The sequence below is a fragment of the Pseudomonas entomophila genome, assembly GCF_018417595.1.
Taxonomy (GTDB): domain Bacteria; phylum Pseudomonadota; class Gammaproteobacteria; order Pseudomonadales; family Pseudomonadaceae; genus Aquipseudomonas; species Aquipseudomonas entomophila_C.
The window spans coordinates 192843-208516 of record NZ_CP070982.1; the positions used below are offsets into that span (position 1 = coordinate 192843).

The window sequence follows — 15674 nt, forward strand, 5'->3', positions numbered from 1 at the left end:
AGCGGCACCTGATGGGTGATCGGGCCGTTGCTATGCTCAGGAAAAACAACAGGGGATGGCGCGATGAAAGATCCCTACGCACCGGGTTTCTGGTGCTCCGTGACGATCCTGGGCACCCTGACCGCCGGCTACTTCTACGGTATCCGGCACACCCAGCAGATGAACCAGGCCGTGCAATTTCTGTATGCCGCCGCCGCCGTCACCGCGGCGGTGTCGTTGTGCGGGCTGGCATGGATCGCCTGGCAGCAGTTGCACCTGAACCGTCGCGAAGTGGCTCAGGGGCGAACGCTGCTGACCATCTGGAACACCAAGGTTGCCCTGCGCCGGGTCGAGACGGTGTTCGACCGATATTTCTGGGGTAGTTACTGGCATTCCGGGCGGACGTTCGAAGAGGTCATGGGCGAGCTCAAGGGCACGCCCCTGGAGCAAAGCCTGGATGCCCTCAAGCGCCAGTGCCGGGAGCTCGACCGGGAAGTGCATGATCACCACCATCACTGGCTGGCCAATGCCCGTGATCTGTCTAGCGTGGCCACCGCGATGGCGCGCGAGCGCTACCAGCTGGACCTGTGCGATGCACCAGTGCGCGAGGGTGGCAACACCGCGGTGCTCAATCGTGACCTGGAAGTGCTGGTGTACACCTGGTCGGCGCGGCTGCGCAGCTTCGACCATCAGCTGGACGAGCTGGAGCGCGCCTACCACTGAGGGTTAATCGCCGCGAATGTACTGCTCCAGCTGGAGGATGAGGTTGGCCTGCTCGGCGATGGTCTCTTTCACCAGGTCGCCGATCGACAGCAGCCCGAGCAGTTGGCCGTTATCCACTACCGGCAGGTGACGCAGGTGGCGGTTGGTCATCAGGTTCATGCAGTACTCGAGGTTTTGCTTGGGGTCGACGGTGACCACCGGCGAACTCATGATTTCGCGTACGGTCGTGAACGGTGAAGAGCGGCCCTTGAGCACCAGCTTGCGAGCGTAGTCGCGTTCGCTGACGATCCCGACCACCTGGCCGTTCTCCACCACCGGCAGGGCGCCGATGTTTTTCTCCGCCAGCAGCTTCAAGGCATCGAGCACCGAATCATCAGGCGCGATGGTATAGACGGTCTGAGGTTGCGACTTGTTTTTCAGGATCTGTTCGACGTTCTTCATACGGGCCTCAGTGGGTGGGACGGCGATGTGTCGGAGTAAATAAAGCATCCGGCACGGCGCTCTGCACGGCAATGCAGGAAACGGCATGGAGGCGATTGAAAAACGTCATGTGTGGGCCGCATGAAAAAAGGCGGCCCGAAGGCCGCCTTTCCATTCACGCACAGGCTGCGCTTACACCAGGCCTTTGGGGCTCGGGCCGAAGCGGTTGTTGCCTGGGGTGCCGTCCTTGATCAGGAACACCAAGCCGACGATAGGTACCAGCAACCACCAGCCGCTGTGGTCATTGTCGTGCACACGACGAACAGCAACGGCGATGCTCGGGATCATGATCGCCAGGTTGTACACCAGGCCCAGCAGCGGTTTGGTGCCGATAGCGTTGTCGACGAAACCGATAGCGATCGTGATCAGCAGGTTGAAGAGCACGAACATCCAGTATTCCTTGCGGCGCGCACGGCCCTTGAATACGGCGTACTTCTTCATCACTTCGAGGTAGGCATTGCCACTGCTCACGGCAGTGGCACCCGCGATTGTGCCGTTGCCGGCAGTGGCGGCCTGGGGTGCGCCGCAGCCCGGGCAGCTCAGGGCCGATTGATGGATCTGTTTGGCGCAGCCGCGGCAGAACACCATGCTCATTTGTTTTCCCTCACGTTTTGATTAGCTAGCAGATAGACCGATGAAGCACAGCAGTGAAATGACTGCCATGACCACGCCGGCGATGGCCATGCCGTTACCGGGCTTCTTCTGGCTGATGCTGACGATGCCCAGGACCAGGCCCGCCATTGAAAGCATGACCATCCCAAGGAGGGTTTCACCATCCCAGTCAGCGTCATCGAACAGCGTCAGTACACAGAGGATGCCGAGAATCAGGGAGACGATGCCCATCCACGGCGATTCGCCGCTGACCGGGTTCGTGGGGGAGATTGCGTGCTGTGGAGCACCGCATTGTGGGCAGGTGGGTGCCGTTTCGTGCAGCTGTCTGGCACAGCCGCGGCAATAGACCATCGCCATCGCAATTCCTTTTGTAGCGTTCGTCGAACGCGTCCCTGTTCGCATAACGTGTCACCCGAACGGGTGGCCGGCGCGAAGGTTACCAAACATTTCATGGGTGGCGAAACAGTGGCGCCAGAAAATCCACACGTAAACGAGAAAGGCGCCCGCAGGCGCCTCCCGTCTTTACAAGCGTGCCTCAGAGTTTCGGCATCTGCCCGATCCGCGCCACCATCTCGCTGACGATCTGCAAGTCGAGCATGAACTGCTCCACGGTCTTGAACTCGTTGTCGTTGTGGCCGGTGTACTTCACATCCGGCATGGCCAGGCCGAACTGCACGCCGTTGGGCAGGTCGTGCACCGAGGTGGCGCCGGCGGAGGTACCGAACTCGTGCTTCATGCCCAGGTTCTCGCTGGCCACGGCCAGCAGGGCCTTGACCCACTCGCCTTCGGGGTTGCGGTACATTGGTTCGTCGAGGGTGTAGTCGAAGGCCACCGAGGTGTGGCTGGTACGCGCCCACTCACCGAGTTTGCCGGAGATCTCCGACTTGAGAGTCTCGAGCGACTTGCCCTTGGGAATGCGCAGGTTCACCGCCAGCTTCAGCGCCTTGTCATCCAGGCCGACGAAAGTCAGCGAGGTGGTCAGCGGGCCCATGAAATCGTCCTTGAAACCCACGCCGAGCTTGTTGCCCAGGTAGTCCAGGCCCCAGTTGTCGGCGGCGTAGCGGGCAGCGTCGGTGATGTGGTTGTGCTTGAGCGGCACCTGCTTCTGCACGCCGTTGAGGAAGTCGAGCATGCGTGCCACCGGGTTGACCCCGGACTCAGGCTCGGAGGAGTGGGCCGACACACCGGTCACGGTCAGCAGTACCTGCTTGCCGTCGGCCTTGGCGTCGATGCTGAAGTCGCCGCTGTGTTGCTTGACGTACTCGGCGCCAGCTTTCTCCAGCGCCTTGGCCAGGTCCGCGGGTTTGTCGCTGATCAGCGTCGCCACCGAGCTGCCGGGGATCTGGTTGGTGGCCAGGCCGCCGGTCAGCTTCACCACCTCGGCGCCTTTACCGGTACCGGCGCGCTTGGTGAAGGTGGCCATGACGGTGCCGTAGCCTTTCTCGGCGATCACCACCGGGTAGCCGCCGTCCAGCGCCAGGTTGTAGTCGGGGGTGGCGTTGCGCGCGAAGTAGTAGGGGATCGCGTCGCCGGTGGTTTCCTCGGTGGTGTCCACCAGCAGCTTGAACTGGCGGGCCAGGGGCAGTTTCTCGTCCTTGGCCACTTTCAACGCGTAGAGCGCGACGACGATGCCGTTCTTGTCGTCCTCGGTGCCACGGCCGTACATGCGGTCGCCCACCAGGGTGACCTTGAACGGGTCGAGTTGGGTGCCGTCCTTGAGCTTCCAGTTTTCCGGGGTTACCGGCACCACGTCGGCGTGGGCATGGATGCCGATCACTTCCTTGCCTTCGCCGAGGGTGATTTCGTAGACACGGTTGTCGACGTTGCGGAACTGCAGGCCGAAGCCCTCGGCCAGGGCCTTGATCTTGTCGGCGATCTTGAGGAATTCCGGGTTCTCGTGCTGCTCAACACCCTCTTTGCGTACCGTCGGGATCTCCACCAGTTCGCGCAGGGTCTGCTTGGCGGCCTCGCCGTACTTGATCCGGGTATACAGGCCCAGCAGGCGGTTGATCTCGTCCTGCTGCTCAGTGCTCAGCGGCTTGCCGGCCAGGTACAGTTTGAGGGTGTCGCCGAGCTTGTCGGCCTTGGCCAGGTCGCTGCCGGCCAGTTTGCCGAGGAACTGCTTGAAGTCGGCCGGGTTGCTGCCGTCGTAGGCTTTGATGATGGCGGCGGACTGTTGCTGGGAGAGGTTGGCGTGGGCCGGGATCGAGAACATCGCCAGGCTGGCCAGCATCACGGAAGCGGCGGAAAGCTTGGAAAATGGCATGGGTGTGCGCATTCCTTTGCAAGGGTGGGTGGTGCCCGTTTACGCAAACGGGAAGATGCCCACGCTAACACCAATGCACGCCCCCTTGGGAGAGGTGGCACCGTGCATTCATGCACAATTTCGCCAGCTAGTGTTCGCGTCCGCAGCGCGCCGGTTCGGCGAGCAGGCCTGGCCAGCGCGCCGCCCAGTCACCCCCATGGCCTATCCCGGGAACCGCGCGGACGTGCGTGCAGTCGCCGGCCACAGCCTGGGCGAATCGTTCGGCGATCACACCAGGCACGACGCGGTCGGCGGTGCCATGGAAGTGAATCTGTGGCAGCGCGCGCAGCCTGGCCGCCTGGTCGATCGGGTTGAGCGACTCGGGCATGGGGGTGGTCCTGTGCAACCGGTTGAATTCGGCGACATCGAGATTGCCCGCCACGGTGCGCAGGCTGGCGATGTCCACCCGACGCGCCGCCAGCAGCGCGGCGATGGCGCCACCGCCGGAGTAGCCGACTAGATGCAGCGGTTGCCCGGGCACTTGCCGGGCATAGTGATCGACCGCCTGGTCCATGGCCTGCACCACCTCTTCGGCGAACCGCTTGCCGGTCCAGTACGCCACGGCGCAGCGCGGGTTGTCGGCGGCGTGGGCGAACTGGCAGGGGCGGGCGAGGTAGAGCACGTTGGCGGCCGGGTCCGCCGCTGCCAGGGCCAACCCCACCGGGTTGAGCGGCGTAGGGTCGTCCGAGGGTTGCGAGCGGCTGCGGAAAGCCAAGCCGTCGCCTTCGATGTAAACCGTCAACGGCAGGTCCGGGCGTTCGATGCGTACGTAACTGGTCAGCAGGAAGGCATCGGTGCGCACCTGCTCGCGCATCAAGTTCACGGTGCTGGCCAGCGCGTCCGCCTGTTGGCTGCGCTGCTGCGGCAAGGGCAAGGTCGCGCAGCCATGCAGGCCAAGGCAGACAAGCAGCGCCACAGTGGTCCCGCAGTTGGCTTTCACGCTACCGGTGCCCTGAAACGAAAAAACCCCGGAAGCATTCCGGGGTTTCAGAAGATGGCGCACTCGGCGGGATTCGAACCCACGACCCCTGCCTTCGGAGGGCAGTACTCTATCCAGCTGAGCTACGAGTGCAACGGGCCGCATGATACCCATCAATGCCGATGGCGTCCATCGCCTTGATATGAGGCTGTTTTTCCCTGTGGATTGCCTTCTGCAGGAGCGGCTTCAGCCGCGATCATCCGCGAAGCGGATGCCAGGTGCCGCGCTGCCTGCATCGCGGCTGAAGCCGCTCCTACAAGGAAATGGCCGGTACGGCCGGCAAAAATGTCTATTCATATGCAATATCGATATTTCCTCTCGCTGCCTTATGCCCGCTATCTTCTGGTTACAACTTGTTATAACAAGTCAGCCAACAGCGAAGACAACCATGGCCGAACTGCTCCCCCTCTCTCCCGTACCGCTCTACACCCAGCTCAAGGAGCTGCTGCGCGAGCGCATCCTCGACGGCAGCTATCCACCCCACAGCCGCATGCCTTCGGAAAACGAACTGGGCAAGGTGTTCGACGTCAGCCGCATCACCGTGCGCCAGGCGCTGGGCGACCTGCAGAAGGAAGGGCTGATCTTCAAGATCCATGGCAAGGGCACCTTCGTCGCCAAGCCCAAGGCGTTCCAGAACGTCAGCACCCTGCAGGGCCTGGGCGAGTCGATGACGCAGATGGGCTACGAAGTGCTCAACCGCCTGCGCAGCTTCCGCCATGTGCCGGCCAGCGCACTGGTGGCGGCGCGGTTGCAGGTCGAGGAAGGTGCATGGGTCACCGAGATTCGCCGCGTTCGCCTGATCAACCGGGAGCCGGTGTCGCTGGAACTGACCTGGCTGCCGAAAAGTGTCGGTGAAAAGCTGGAAAAGGCTGACCTGGTGACCCGTGACATCTTCCTGCTGCTGGATAACGACTGCGGCATCGCCCTCGGCCACGCGGACCTGGCCATCGACGCGGTGCTTGCCGACAGCGACCTCACTCAGGCCCTGGAGGTGGAGGAGGGCTCGCCGATCATGCGCATCGAGCGCCTGACCCATGCCGCCGACGGTACGCCGCTGGACTTCGAACACCTCTACTACCGTGGCGACGCCTTCCAGTACCGCCTGCGCATCGACCGCCAGAGGGGCTCCAAGGTATGAACATCCAGCCTCAGGACTACGACATCGTCGTCATCGGTGGCGGAACCGCCGGGCCCATGGCCGCGATCAAGGCCAAGGAGCAGGACAAGCAACTGCGTGTGCTGGTGCTGGAGAAGGCCAACGTCAAGCGCAGCGGCGCCATCAGCATGGGCATGGATGGCCTGAACAACGCCATCGTTCCCGGCCACGCCACACCCGAGCAATACACCAAGGAAATCACCGTCGCCAATGACGGCATCGTCAACCAGGCCACCGTGCATGCCTACGCCACCCGAAGTTTCGAGACCATCGAGCAGCTCGATCGCTGGGGGGTGAAGTTCGAGAAAGACGAGACCGGCGACTACGCGGTGAAGAAGGTGCACCACATGGGGGCCTACGTACTGCCGATGCCCGAGGGCCACGACATCAAGAAGGTGCTCTACCGCCAACTCAAGCGCGCGCGAGTCGAGATCAGCAACCGCATCGTCTGCACCCGCGTGCTGCTCGATGACCAGGGTGCCGCGGCTGGCGTGCTCGGCTTTGACTGCCGCACGGGTGAGTTCCGGGTGATCCGCGCCAAGGCGGTGATCCTCGCCTGCGGCGCGGCCGGGCGCCTTGGCCTGCCGGCGTCGGGCTATCTGATGGGCACCTATGAGAATCCCACCAACGCGGGTGACGGTTATGCCATGGCCTACCACGCCGGCGCCGAGCTGGCGAACCTGGAGTGTTTCCAGATCAACCCATTGATCAAGGACTACAACGGCCCGGCCTGCGCCTACGTCACCGGCCCGCTCGGTGGCTACACCGCCAACAGCAAGGGCGAGCGCTTCATCGAGTGCGACTACTGGAGCGGGCAGATGATGTGGGAGTTCCACCAGGAGCTCGAAGGCGGCAATGGCCCGGTGTTCCTCAAGCTCGACCACCTGGCCGAGGAAACCATCCAGAACATCGAAGAGATCCTGCACGGCAACGAGCGCCCCAGCCGTGGCCAGTTCCACGCCGGGCGCGGCACCGACTATCGCCAGCACATGGTGGAGATGCACATCTCGGAGATCGGCTTCTGCTCCGGGCATTCGGCTTCTGGGGTGTGGGTCAACGACAAGGCCGAGACCAGCGTCAAGGGCTTGTACGCCGCAGGCGACATGGCCGCGGTGCCGCACAACTACATGCTCGGCGCCTTCACCTATGGCTGGTTCGCCGGGGTGAATGCCGCGCAGTACGTGGCCGGGCGCGAGTTCGCCGAGGTCGATGCCGGGCAGGTCGAGCGCGAGCAGGCACGGGTGTTCGCGCCGCTGCATCGCGAGCATGGGCTGGCGCCGGCCCAGGTCGAGTACAAGCTGCGGCGCATGGTCAATGACTACCTGCAACCGCCGAAGGTGACGAAGAAGATGCAGATCGGCCTGGCGCGCTTCGCCGAAATCGAGCGGGACCTGGCGCAGATGAAAGCCAGCAACCCCCACGAACTGATGCGGGCGATGGAGGTCACGGTGATCCGCGACTGCGCCGAGATGGCGGCGCGGGCGTCGCTGTTCCGTGAAGAGAGCCGTTGGGGGCTTTATCACCACCGGGTCGATTTCCCTGAGCGCAACGATGGCGAATGGTTCTGCCATTGCCACCTGAAAAAAGGTGAGAACGGCGAAATGACCAGTTTCAAGAAGGCGGTCGAGCCGTACCTGATCCCGCTGGATGCCCAGGAACAGAGCGCCTACGACCGCTTACGGGTAAAAACCAACGCCGCCTAGGCGCCACAGATTCCTGTAGGAGCGGGTTTACCCGCGCATGCGTCCGCCAGGACGACGACGTTGCTCCTGCTGACGCCTTCGCGGGTAAACCCGCTCCTACAGGGAATGTGGACACCTTCGATCAAGAGGGCCTCAGGCCCCGAGGATTTGTGAAATGGCCCACCAACCCCAGGAAATCTTCTTTCGCAGCAGCGCCCCGGTCACCATCGATGAAGACAAGTGCATCGCCGAAAAAGGTTGCACGGTCTGCGTCGAGGTCTGCCCCATGGACCTGCTGGCGATCAACCCGGCCACCCAGAAGGCCTACATGGCCTTCGACGAGTGCTGGTACTGCATGCCCTGCGAAAAGGATTGCCCGACCGGCGCGGTCAAGGTCGACATTCCCTACCTGCTGCGCTGAACCCTGCGCCAAGGATCGCCCCATGACAGAACGACACAGCGACAACCCCGATATCCTGGCATTGCTGCCACGCCTCGGCGATGCCGATGCCGGCGTACGGCGCATCGCCTTGATCGCCCTGGCCGATCTGGAAGAACCGGACGGATTGCCATGGCTGACCGATGCCCTGCTGGCCGACCCTGCCGAGGAGGTCCGCGCCGAGGCTGCGCGCCTGCTGGAAGCCTGGGAGGACGGCGAAGCGGTCCAGGCGCTTTGCGCCGCTCTGGCTGACGCCGCCGAACCCGTGCGGCTGGCCGCCGCGCAGAGCCTGGCCGAGCTCAAGAGCCTGGAGGTTGGCCACCTGATCTTGCCATGGGCCATGCACGCCGATGCCTTCGTGCGCGCCAGTGCCTTGCGCGCCCTGCGCGAGCTGCGTCTGGAGGAGGCTGCCGCGCCTGCGCTGCTGGCGTTGCACGATCCGGACGCCGCCGTGCGCCGTGAGGCCGTGGGCATCCTCGGGTGGCTCAAGCATGTCGCCGCCTTGCCCGACCTGGCGCGACTCGCCGTCGAGGAGCCGGACACCGACGTGCGCCGTGCCGCTATCGGTGCCTTGGGCCTGGCCCGCGATGCCAGTGTGCTGCCGGGCTTGATCACCGCGCTGGCCGATCCTGCGTGGCAGGTACGTGAAGAGGCTGCCACCACATTGGGCAAAGTGGGCCAGGCCGACGCGGGCCTGGCCCTGGTCGAGGCCCTGACGGACGGCTACTGGCAGGTACGCCTGCGCGCGGCGCGCTCGCTCGGGCGCTTGCGCCATGGGGCGGCGCTGGAACCATTGGCTGGCCTGCTGGGGCATGCCATCGCCAACCTGCGCAAGGAGGCTGCCCTGGCCCTTGGCGAACTGGGACTGGCGCAGGCCCTGCCGGCGTTGCAAGCGGCGCAGGCCGACGCTGATCCAGAGGTGCGCAAGGCGGTGCGTATCGCACTGGCGCAGTTGCAGGGCCTGGGCCGATGAGCGTGCCGAGCGCGGTGCGCAATCTGCCGGGGGCCGGCGAGCTGCAGGTGCAGTGGCCGGAAGGGCCGCAGCTGCTCGGCCATGTTCGCCTGCGCGGCGCCTGCCCGTGTTCGACGTGCCGGGCGGCGAGGTTGAAAGGGGCTGTCGCTCTGGTTGCGCAGGATGTTCGGATAGTGCGTGTCGTGCCCCAAGGCTACGGCCTGCAGCTGGTGTTCAGCGATGGGCACGAACGCGGCATCTTCCCCTGGAGCTATTTGCGCGGCCTGGGTTGAAAAGGGTGGTATCGCCTTGGCACCTGATGCACCAAGAGGCGAGGGCTTCGCGAGGTGCCACGACCTGCCGGGGGGGCCGGTGTCCGACCTGCGCATTGGTCAGCCATTCGTGCGCATGGCCCATGCCGAGCAGGTGGGGCAAGCCCCCTGGGGCGAGCGATTCTTCCCGGCTGCGCAGTGGTGCTGACCGCTACAGCGCGATGAGCTCCGGGCGCAGCCCTTCCACGCGCAAGGGCGCAGGCTTTATGCAGGCCTGGCCACCGGTGATCTGATGCAGGACCTTCTCCCGCAGCCCGTGCAGCGCCACGCCGGTACGTTGGCGTGGATGCGGCAGGTCGATCGGCACCACGGACTTGATCCGCCCGGGGCGTGGCTCCAGCACCACCACCCGGTCGGCGAGGTAGGTGGCCTCTTCGGCATCATGGGTCACCAGCAGGGTGGTGATGCCAGAGCGCTCGCGGATCGCCAGCAATTCGTCCTGCAGTTGCTGGCGGGTCAATGCATCCAGTGCGCCGAACGGCTCGTCCAGCAACAGGATCCGTGGGCTGGCCACCAAGCCGCGGGCGATGGCCACGCGCTGGGCCATGCCGCCGGACAACTGGTGCGGGTAGGCCGATTCGAAACCGGTTAGTCCCACCAGCTGCACGTATTCATGCACGCGTCGGGCGCGTTCACCCTGGGTGAGGTGTTCGTTGACCAGGCCCAGGGCGATGTTCTGTTCGACGGTCAGCCAGGGGAACAGGCGGTGCTCCTGGAACACGATGCCGCGCTCGCCACCGATACCCGTGACCGGCTTGCCGTCGACCCGGATGCAGCCGCTGTAGTCGCTGTCCAGCCCCACCAGCAGGCGCAGCAGGGTGGACTTGCCGCACCCCGACGCACCGACGATGGCGATGAACTCGCCCTCGTCGATCGCCAGGTTGAAGTCGCGGATGGCCTCGAAGGCCTGGCCGTCGACGCTGAAAGTCTTGCCGACCCCTTCGAAGCTGACCAGCGGTTGGGTGGCGTCGGGTTGGTTGGCCGCGTGCAGGGCCGGGGCTATGAAAGCATTCATGCGGATCTCCAGCGCGTGGCGCGCGATTCGAGGCGTTGGCCGAGCTGGCCGAGCAGGGCGCCGACCAGGCCGATCAGGACCATGGCGGCCATCACCTGGTCCATGCGGAACAATTGCTGGGCACCGATCATCAGGCTGGCGATACCACCGTCCGAGGGCATGAAGTACTCGGCGCCGATGGTACCGAGCCAGGCATAGATCAACGCCAGGCGCAGGCCAGCGAAGATGGCCGGGGCGGCGCCGGGCAGCACCAGCAAGCGCAGGCGGTGGGGCAGGTCCAGGCGCAGGGCCTGCGCTGCCTCGCCGAGTTGCGGCGAGAGGCTGGCGATGCCGCGCTGGGTGGCGATCAGTAGCGGGAAGAACGCCGCCAGGCCGACGAACACCAGCTTGGCGCCTTCGCCCAGGCCGAACCAGGCGGTCAGCAACGGTACCCAGGCGAACAGCGCCACTTGGCGCAACGCCGACAGGCTGGGGCCGAGCAGGCGTTCGGTGGTGTGCGACAGGCCCAACAGCAAGCCCAGGGCGAAGCCCGCGCCGCCGCCGATCAGCAACCCGGCGAGTGTGCGTTGCAGGCTCAGGCGCAAGGCCTCGGGCAGCGAGCCGCTCATCAGCCCGTGATACAGACTGCGCAGCACATCCAGCGGTGAACTGAGGATGTTGGCGTCGACCCAGCCAAAGCTGTTGGCCGCCTGCCACACCACCAACACCACCGCAGGCAGCAACAGGCTCTGCCAGCTGTTCGTGGCGTTGCCGCGCGCCTGTTGGCCCATGGCCGGTTGAGGCCAGAACAGCAGGCGGCGTTCCAGGCGCGAGAAGCCGCGATCCATCAAGGCGCCGACCAGGCCGATCACCAGTATGCACAGGAACACCAGGTCGAGCATGAACAGCTGGCGCCCCCAGACCATCAGGTAGCCGATGCCCTCGCTGGAGGCCAGCAGCTCCACCGCCAGCAAGGAAGTCCAGCCGGTCGCCAGGGCCAGGCGAACCCCTGCGAGGAATGCCGGCAGGGCGGCCGGCAACAACAGGCGCAGGAATACCAGGTGGGCGGGCAAACGCAGGGTGGCGGCAGCTTCACGCAGCTTGGGCTGGGCATCGCGCACACCGACCAGGGTGTGCAGGGTGACCGGCACCACCACGGCCTTGACCAGCACCACCAGCTTGAGCAGCTCGCCGATGCCGAAGAACAGCATGAACAGCGGGATCCAGGCCAGGGTCGGGATCTGCGCCAGGGCGATGAAGGTTGGCAGCACCAGCGTCTGCGCTCTCTGCGACGCGCCAAGCCAGGTCCCCAGCAGCAACCCGCTGGCGATCCCCGCCAAAAGTCCCCAGATCAGCCGTTGCAAACTTATCCACAGATGCCCCCAGAGCTCTCCGGAGCCGAATTCCAGGGCGCTCTGCCAGACCAGCGACGGCGCGGGCAGGATCTGCTCGCTCATCCAGTGTTCACGGCTGGCGATAATCCACAATGCCACCACCGCCAACGGCACAATCCACGGTACGCAGGAGCGGCCTTGTGCCGCGAAAGGGCTGTGTAGCGGCCCCAATCGACGGCGCTGGCCTACGCTCAAGACTTCGCTCATCAAGGCACCTCTCAAACCATTCCTTGTTTATTCGTTTATGGAATTAAAAATTCTCACAAGCGATATTCAAGAGATAAGAGCATGCGCCCGCTGCATGCGAAAGCCCCAAGCCATTGCGTTTTCCTCATATTTTCCATGCGTGCACTGCAAGTCATCCGCCGGCCCGCATGACGTCTGGTTTATGTCTTCTGGTTACTAAAAAATGAAGTTTTGATCTTTGTAGGTTCTAACTCGACCTGCCTAGCTTCTGGCCAAAGCGCCGGCCATCGCCGGTGGCAGCCTGCCCAGGAGCCTCGCCATGAAGACCCGATTCCGCCACCTGCTCACCCCCCTGCTGGCCGGCCTGCTCAGTGCCTTGCCAGTGGCTGCCCACGCGGTCCAGCCCGAGGTCATTCGTATCGCCGTCCCGGACCTGAGCGCCGGCAGCAAGCCCAGCGCCGGAGGCGTGGTCGACGTACTGCGCGCCCAGCAGCTGCTTGAGAAGGCGTTTGCCAAGGACGGCATTCGCATCGACTGGCACTTCTTCAAGGGCGCAGGCCCTGTGGTCAACGAGGCACTGGCCAACGGCCAGGCCGATTTCGCCTACCTCGGTGACCTGGCCGCGATCATCGGCAAGGCCAACGGCCTCGACACCCGCGTGTTGTCTGCCGGGGTGCGCGGCGTGAAGAGCTACCTTGGCGTGGTGCCGGGCTCGGGCATCCACAGCCTGCAGGACCTCAAGGGCAAGCGCGTTGCAGTGTTCCGGGGTACCGCCAACCAGCTGTCGTTCGCCAGCGCCCTGGCCAGCCAGGGGTTGTCCGAGCGTGAGCTGAAGGTGATCAACCTGGACTTCAACGCCGCCAACGCCGCACTGGCCGCCAAGCAGATCGACGCCACCTGGGGGCTGTCCAACTTGCTGTCGCTGCGTGAGCGTGGCCTGGTCGAGCTGCCGGTCAACTCCCGCGACCTCAAGGGTGCCGGCGGCACCCAGTCCGTGCTGATCGGCACCGGTGAGTTCATCCGCCAGCACCCCGACCTGGTGCAGCGCCTGGTCACCGCCCAGCAGCAGGCGGTGAAGTGGTTGCAGAACGAACACAACCGTGACGCCTACGTGGACTTGGTGTCGACCCAGGCCAACTGGCCACGGGCGATCCTGCGCGACGACCTGGCCCAGGAAAACCTGGCCCGTTACTTCGACCCACGCCTGGATGCCGAATTCGTCGGCCTGCTGCAGCAGGGCGTCGACCTGGCCGCCAAGGAGCGCCTGATCCGCCGTGGCTTCCAGGTCGCCGACTGGATCGAGCCTCGCTTCCTCGAAGCCGCCCTGCAACAGGACCAGGCCACCCAGGCCACCCAGGCCGCCCGCTGAATCCGAACCCCGACAAGAAACCGTGAGGAGCACGACCATGAGCAACGCCGCACTGGCCACCACGCCGCAAGCCCTCGAACTCGACATCCAGCCCGTTGCCGGACGCATCGGTGCTGAGATCCGAGGCATCAAGCTGTCCGCCGATCTGGACCCCGCCACTATCGAGGCCATCCAGGCCGCGCTGGTGCAGCACAAGGTGATTTTCTTCCGCGCCCAGGACCACCTTGACGACCAAGGCCAGGAGGCCTTCGCCCAGTTGCTCGGCGAGCCCATCGCCCACCCCACCGTGCCGGTGGTCGACGGCACGAGTTACCTGCTCCAGCTCGATGGTGCCGAAGGCCAGCGGGCCAACTCCTGGCACACCGACGTGACCTTCGTCGATGCCTACCCCAAGGCCTCGATCCTGCGTAGCGTGGTGGCCCCGGCCTCGGGTGGCGACACGGTATGGGCCAACACCGCCGCGGCTTATCAGGAATTGCCTGAGCCACTGCGCGAACTGGCCGACAAGCTGTGGGCGGTGCACAGCAACGAGTACGACTATGCCAGCGTCAAGCCGGATGTCGACCCGGCCAAGCTCGAGCGCTACCGCAAGGTGTTCACCTCGACGGTGTACGAGACCGAGCACCCGGTGGTGCGGGTGCATCCGATCAGTGGCGAGCGGGCGTTGCAGCTGGGGCACTTCGTCAAGCGCATCAAGGGTTACTCGCTGGCGGATTCGCAGCATCTGTTCGCGCTGCTGCAGGGGCATGTGACACGCCTGGAAAACACCGTGCGCTGGCGCTGGCAGGCAGGTGACGTGGCGATCTGGGATAACCGCGCCACGCAGCACTACGCGGTGGATGACTATGGTACCCAGCCGCGCATCGTGCGCCGGGTGACCCTGGCCGGGGAAGTGCCGGTGGGGGTGGATGGGCAACTCAGCCGAACGACCCGCAAGGGCTGATGCCAGCGTAGATCTTTGTGGGAACAACCTTGGTCTTGAGGTTGGCGCGGTCTCTGTGGGAGCGGGCTTGCCCGCGAATACGATGGTGGCTTCACCGCCGCTTTCGCGGGCAAGCCCCGCTCCCACAGGTTGAGTGAAAACCCCTCAGATTTCGGCATCGCAGGCCACCAGTTGCCTGACCAACCCCTGCGCCAACGCCGACAACCCATACCCCACCCGGCTCACCACGCCATATCGCGTGTAGAACGCCTCTTCCTGCTCCGGCGCCAAGTCCGCCAGCTCGAGCGCCACCAACCCCCGCTCCCCCTGGTACGGCCGCAGGTTCGCGTTGCAGGCGATGCCGATGGTGTCCGAGTGCAGCACCACATTGAGCAGCGCATAGCCGTGCTCGCATTCCACGCTGGGTAGAAAGTCCTGCCGACCACTGAGATCACTGAGGATCTTGCGGATGTTCGGCGGGCGAAACGTGGTGGCCAATGGGTATTCGAACAGGTCCCGCGCCTGTACTTCGGCATGCTCGGTCAGCGGGTGGCTGGCACGGCAGCAGAAGTGCCAGCGCTGTGGCTTGAGTTTGAGCACCTGATAATCCGGATCGGCCTCGAACTGGCGAGTATCGGCCACGAAGAATTCGATTTCCTCGGCGACCAATCGCCGGTTCAGTGCCTGCCAGTTATCCACCTGGAAACAGGTGCGCGCCGCCGGGTATTCGGCAACGAATCGCGCCACCGCGCGAGGCACCAGCCCACCGGCTGGCGCCGGTCCCGAGCCGAAGCGCACCACGCCTGTGGTCGCGCCATTGAACTGGTTGATCTCGTTGGCCAGGTTGTGCGCCCCATGCACCAACCGCCGCGCATGCTCCAGCACCAGCAGCCCCTGACGAGTCGGCGCCAGCTCCTTGCTGGCGCGGTCGACCAGGCGGCAGCCGACGTTGTGTTCCAGCGTCTGGATGCTGCGGCTGAAGGCCGATTGCGAAAGGTTCACCGCAGCCGCCGCAGCCACGAAGCTGCGGTGTTCGACAAGGGCGATGAAGTGGCGGAGCTGGCGCAGGTCGATATGCATTTTCTACATGGAAACTTTCGGTGGAATGCAATTGCTGGGAAGGGTTGGGAACCTTATAAAGGGACTTACTTATTCCACAAAATATGAATT

At 64.6% G+C, this 15674-nt stretch carries 16 protein-coding genes and 1 tRNA gene; 8 read left to right on the forward strand and 9 right to left on the reverse strand.

Features of this window, described 5'->3' with window-relative positions; translation table 11 throughout:
- The first annotated feature begins 63 nt into the window (after positions 1–63).
- Entirely contained in the window at positions 64–702 is a 639-nt protein-coding gene (locus JYG34_RS00810) for an NADH:ubiquinone oxidoreductase subunit N (RefSeq protein WP_213659104.1), read from the forward strand.
- A gap of 3 nt (positions 703–705) precedes the next feature.
- Here the strand turns inward: JYG34_RS00810 and JYG34_RS00815 are convergent, their stop codons facing one another.
- The 6 genes from JYG34_RS00815 to JYG34_RS00840 all read right to left on the reverse strand — a co-directional run bounded on the left by JYG34_RS00815 (position 706) and on the right by JYG34_RS00840 (position 5171).
- Entirely contained in the window at positions 706–1143 is a 438-nt protein-coding gene (locus JYG34_RS00815) for a CBS domain-containing protein (RefSeq protein ID WP_213659105.1), read from the reverse strand.
- A gap of 171 nt (positions 1144–1314) precedes the next feature.
- A complete protein-coding gene (locus JYG34_RS00820) occupies positions 1315–1776 on the reverse strand; it encodes a DUF805 domain-containing protein (RefSeq protein ID WP_434011173.1) in 462 nt (153 codons plus the stop codon).
- 21 nt (positions 1777–1797) lie between these two features.
- The gene (locus JYG34_RS00825) at positions 1798–2151 is read right to left on the reverse strand and encodes a DUF4190 domain-containing protein (RefSeq protein WP_213659106.1); all 354 of its coding nucleotides are present in this window, start codon (positions 2149–2151) and stop codon (positions 1798–1800) included.
- A gap of 178 nt (positions 2152–2329) precedes the next feature.
- Entirely contained in the window at positions 2330–4060 is a 1731-nt protein-coding gene (locus JYG34_RS00830) for a dipeptidase (RefSeq protein ID WP_213659107.1), read from the reverse strand.
- Between the two features lie 127 nt (positions 4061–4187).
- Complete coding sequence (locus JYG34_RS00835; protein WP_213659108.1) at positions 4188–5015, reverse strand: alpha/beta hydrolase; 828 nt, start codon at positions 5013–5015, stop codon at positions 4188–4190.
- 79 nt (positions 5016–5094) lie between these two features.
- Positions 5095–5171, reverse strand: a tRNA-Arg gene (locus tag JYG34_RS00840).
- Positions 5172–5466: 295 nt separating this feature from the next.
- Here JYG34_RS00840 and JYG34_RS00845 point away from each other — a divergent pair.
- From JYG34_RS00845 to JYG34_RS00865, 5 genes are all read left to right on the forward strand, one after another.
- Positions 5467–6216, forward strand: a complete 750-nt coding sequence (locus JYG34_RS00845; RefSeq protein WP_213659109.1) for a GntR family transcriptional regulator — start codon at positions 5467–5469, stop codon at positions 6214–6216.
- Positions 6213–7937 (forward strand): fumarate reductase/succinate dehydrogenase flavoprotein subunit, encoded by a 1725-nt coding sequence (locus JYG34_RS00850; RefSeq protein ID WP_213659110.1) that lies wholly within the window; start codon positions 6213–6215, stop codon positions 7935–7937. Before JYG34_RS00845 ends, JYG34_RS00850 begins: the two co-directional genes overlap by 4 nt.
- Before the next feature lie 154 nt (positions 7938–8091).
- Entirely contained in the window at positions 8092–8337 is a 246-nt protein-coding gene (locus tag JYG34_RS00855) for a 4Fe-4S dicluster domain-containing protein (RefSeq protein ID WP_201167581.1), read from the forward strand.
- A gap of 22 nt (positions 8338–8359) precedes the next feature.
- A complete protein-coding gene (locus tag JYG34_RS00860; protein ID WP_213659111.1) occupies positions 8360–9328 on the forward strand; it encodes a HEAT repeat domain-containing protein in 969 nt (322 codons plus the stop codon).
- A complete protein-coding gene (locus JYG34_RS00865) occupies positions 9325–9600 on the forward strand; it encodes a DUF971 domain-containing protein (protein WP_213659112.1) in 276 nt (91 codons plus the stop codon). Before JYG34_RS00860 ends, JYG34_RS00865 begins: the two co-directional genes overlap by 4 nt.
- A 190-nt stretch (positions 9601–9790) precedes the next feature.
- Here the strand turns inward: JYG34_RS00865 and JYG34_RS00870 are convergent, their stop codons facing one another.
- On the reverse strand, positions 9791–10654 hold the full coding sequence (locus JYG34_RS00870) for an ABC transporter ATP-binding protein (RefSeq protein WP_213659113.1): 864 nt from the start codon (positions 10652–10654) through the stop codon (positions 9791–9793).
- Positions 10651–12234, reverse strand: coding sequence for an ABC transporter permease (locus JYG34_RS00875; RefSeq protein ID WP_249746203.1), 1584 nt, complete (start codon positions 12232–12234; stop codon positions 10651–10653). Before JYG34_RS00875 ends, JYG34_RS00870 begins: the two co-directional genes overlap by 4 nt.
- A 298-nt stretch (positions 12235–12532) precedes the next feature.
- Here JYG34_RS00875 and JYG34_RS00880 point away from each other — a divergent pair, with 298 nt between their 5' ends.
- Together JYG34_RS00880 and JYG34_RS00885 are read left to right on the forward strand one after the other, a co-directional pair.
- The gene (locus tag JYG34_RS00880; RefSeq protein ID WP_213659114.1) at positions 12533–13582 is read left to right on the forward strand and encodes an ABC transporter substrate-binding protein; all 1050 of its coding nucleotides are present in this window, start codon (positions 12533–12535) and stop codon (positions 13580–13582) included.
- Between the two features lie 37 nt (positions 13583–13619).
- Positions 13620–14525 carry a TauD/TfdA dioxygenase family protein gene (locus JYG34_RS00885; protein ID WP_213659115.1) on the forward strand — a complete coding sequence of 302 codons (906 nt, stop codon included), beginning with the start codon at positions 13620–13622 and terminating at the stop codon, positions 14523–14525.
- 144 nt (positions 14526–14669) lie between these two features.
- Here the strand turns inward: JYG34_RS00885 and JYG34_RS00890 are convergent, their stop codons facing one another.
- On the reverse strand, positions 14670–15584 hold the full coding sequence (locus tag JYG34_RS00890; protein ID WP_213659116.1) for a LysR family transcriptional regulator: 915 nt from the start codon (positions 15582–15584) through the stop codon (positions 14670–14672).
- Positions 15585–15674 lie beyond the last annotated feature (90 nt).

Excerpts from the sequence above, each read along its gene's own strand:
- JYG34_RS00810 (WP_213659104.1), top strand. The coding sequence starts at position 64 with ATGAAAGATCCCTACGCACCGGGTTTCTGGTGCTCCGTGACGATCCTG.
- JYG34_RS00815 (WP_213659105.1), bottom strand. The coding sequence starts at position 1,143 with ATGAAGAACGTCGAACAGATCCTGAAAAACAAGTCGCAACCTCAGACC.
- JYG34_RS00820 (WP_434011173.1), bottom strand. The coding sequence starts at position 1,776 with ATGAGCATGGTGTTCTGCCGCGGCTGCGCCAAACAGATCCATCAATCG.
- JYG34_RS00825 (WP_213659106.1), bottom strand. The coding sequence starts at position 2,151 with ATGGCGATGGTCTATTGCCGCGGCTGTGCCAGACAGCTGCACGAAACG.
- JYG34_RS00830 (WP_213659107.1), bottom strand. The coding sequence starts at position 4,060 with ATGCCATTTTCCAAGCTTTCCGCCGCTTCCGTGATGCTGGCCAGCCTG.
- JYG34_RS00845 (WP_213659109.1), top strand. The coding sequence starts at position 5,467 with ATGGCCGAACTGCTCCCCCTCTCTCCCGTACCGCTCTACACCCAGCTC.
- JYG34_RS00850 (WP_213659110.1), top strand. The coding sequence starts at position 6,213 with ATGAACATCCAGCCTCAGGACTACGACATCGTCGTCATCGGTGGCGGA.
- JYG34_RS00855 (WP_201167581.1), top strand. The coding sequence starts at position 8,092 with ATGGCCCACCAACCCCAGGAAATCTTCTTTCGCAGCAGCGCCCCGGTC.
- JYG34_RS00860 (WP_213659111.1), top strand. The coding sequence starts at position 8,360 with ATGACAGAACGACACAGCGACAACCCCGATATCCTGGCATTGCTGCCA.
- JYG34_RS00865 (WP_213659112.1), top strand. The coding sequence starts at position 9,325 with ATGAGCGTGCCGAGCGCGGTGCGCAATCTGCCGGGGGCCGGCGAGCTG.
- JYG34_RS00870 (WP_213659113.1), bottom strand. The coding sequence starts at position 10,654 with ATGAATGCTTTCATAGCCCCGGCCCTGCACGCGGCCAACCAACCCGAC.
- JYG34_RS00875 (WP_249746203.1), bottom strand. The coding sequence starts at position 12,234 with ATGAGCGAAGTCTTGAGCGTAGGCCAGCGCCGTCGATTGGGGCCGCTA.
- JYG34_RS00880 (WP_213659114.1), top strand. The coding sequence starts at position 12,533 with ATGAAGACCCGATTCCGCCACCTGCTCACCCCCCTGCTGGCCGGCCTG.
- JYG34_RS00885 (WP_213659115.1), top strand. The coding sequence starts at position 13,620 with ATGAGCAACGCCGCACTGGCCACCACGCCGCAAGCCCTCGAACTCGAC.
- JYG34_RS00890 (WP_213659116.1), bottom strand. The coding sequence starts at position 15,584 with ATGCATATCGACCTGCGCCAGCTCCGCCACTTCATCGCCCTTGTCGAA.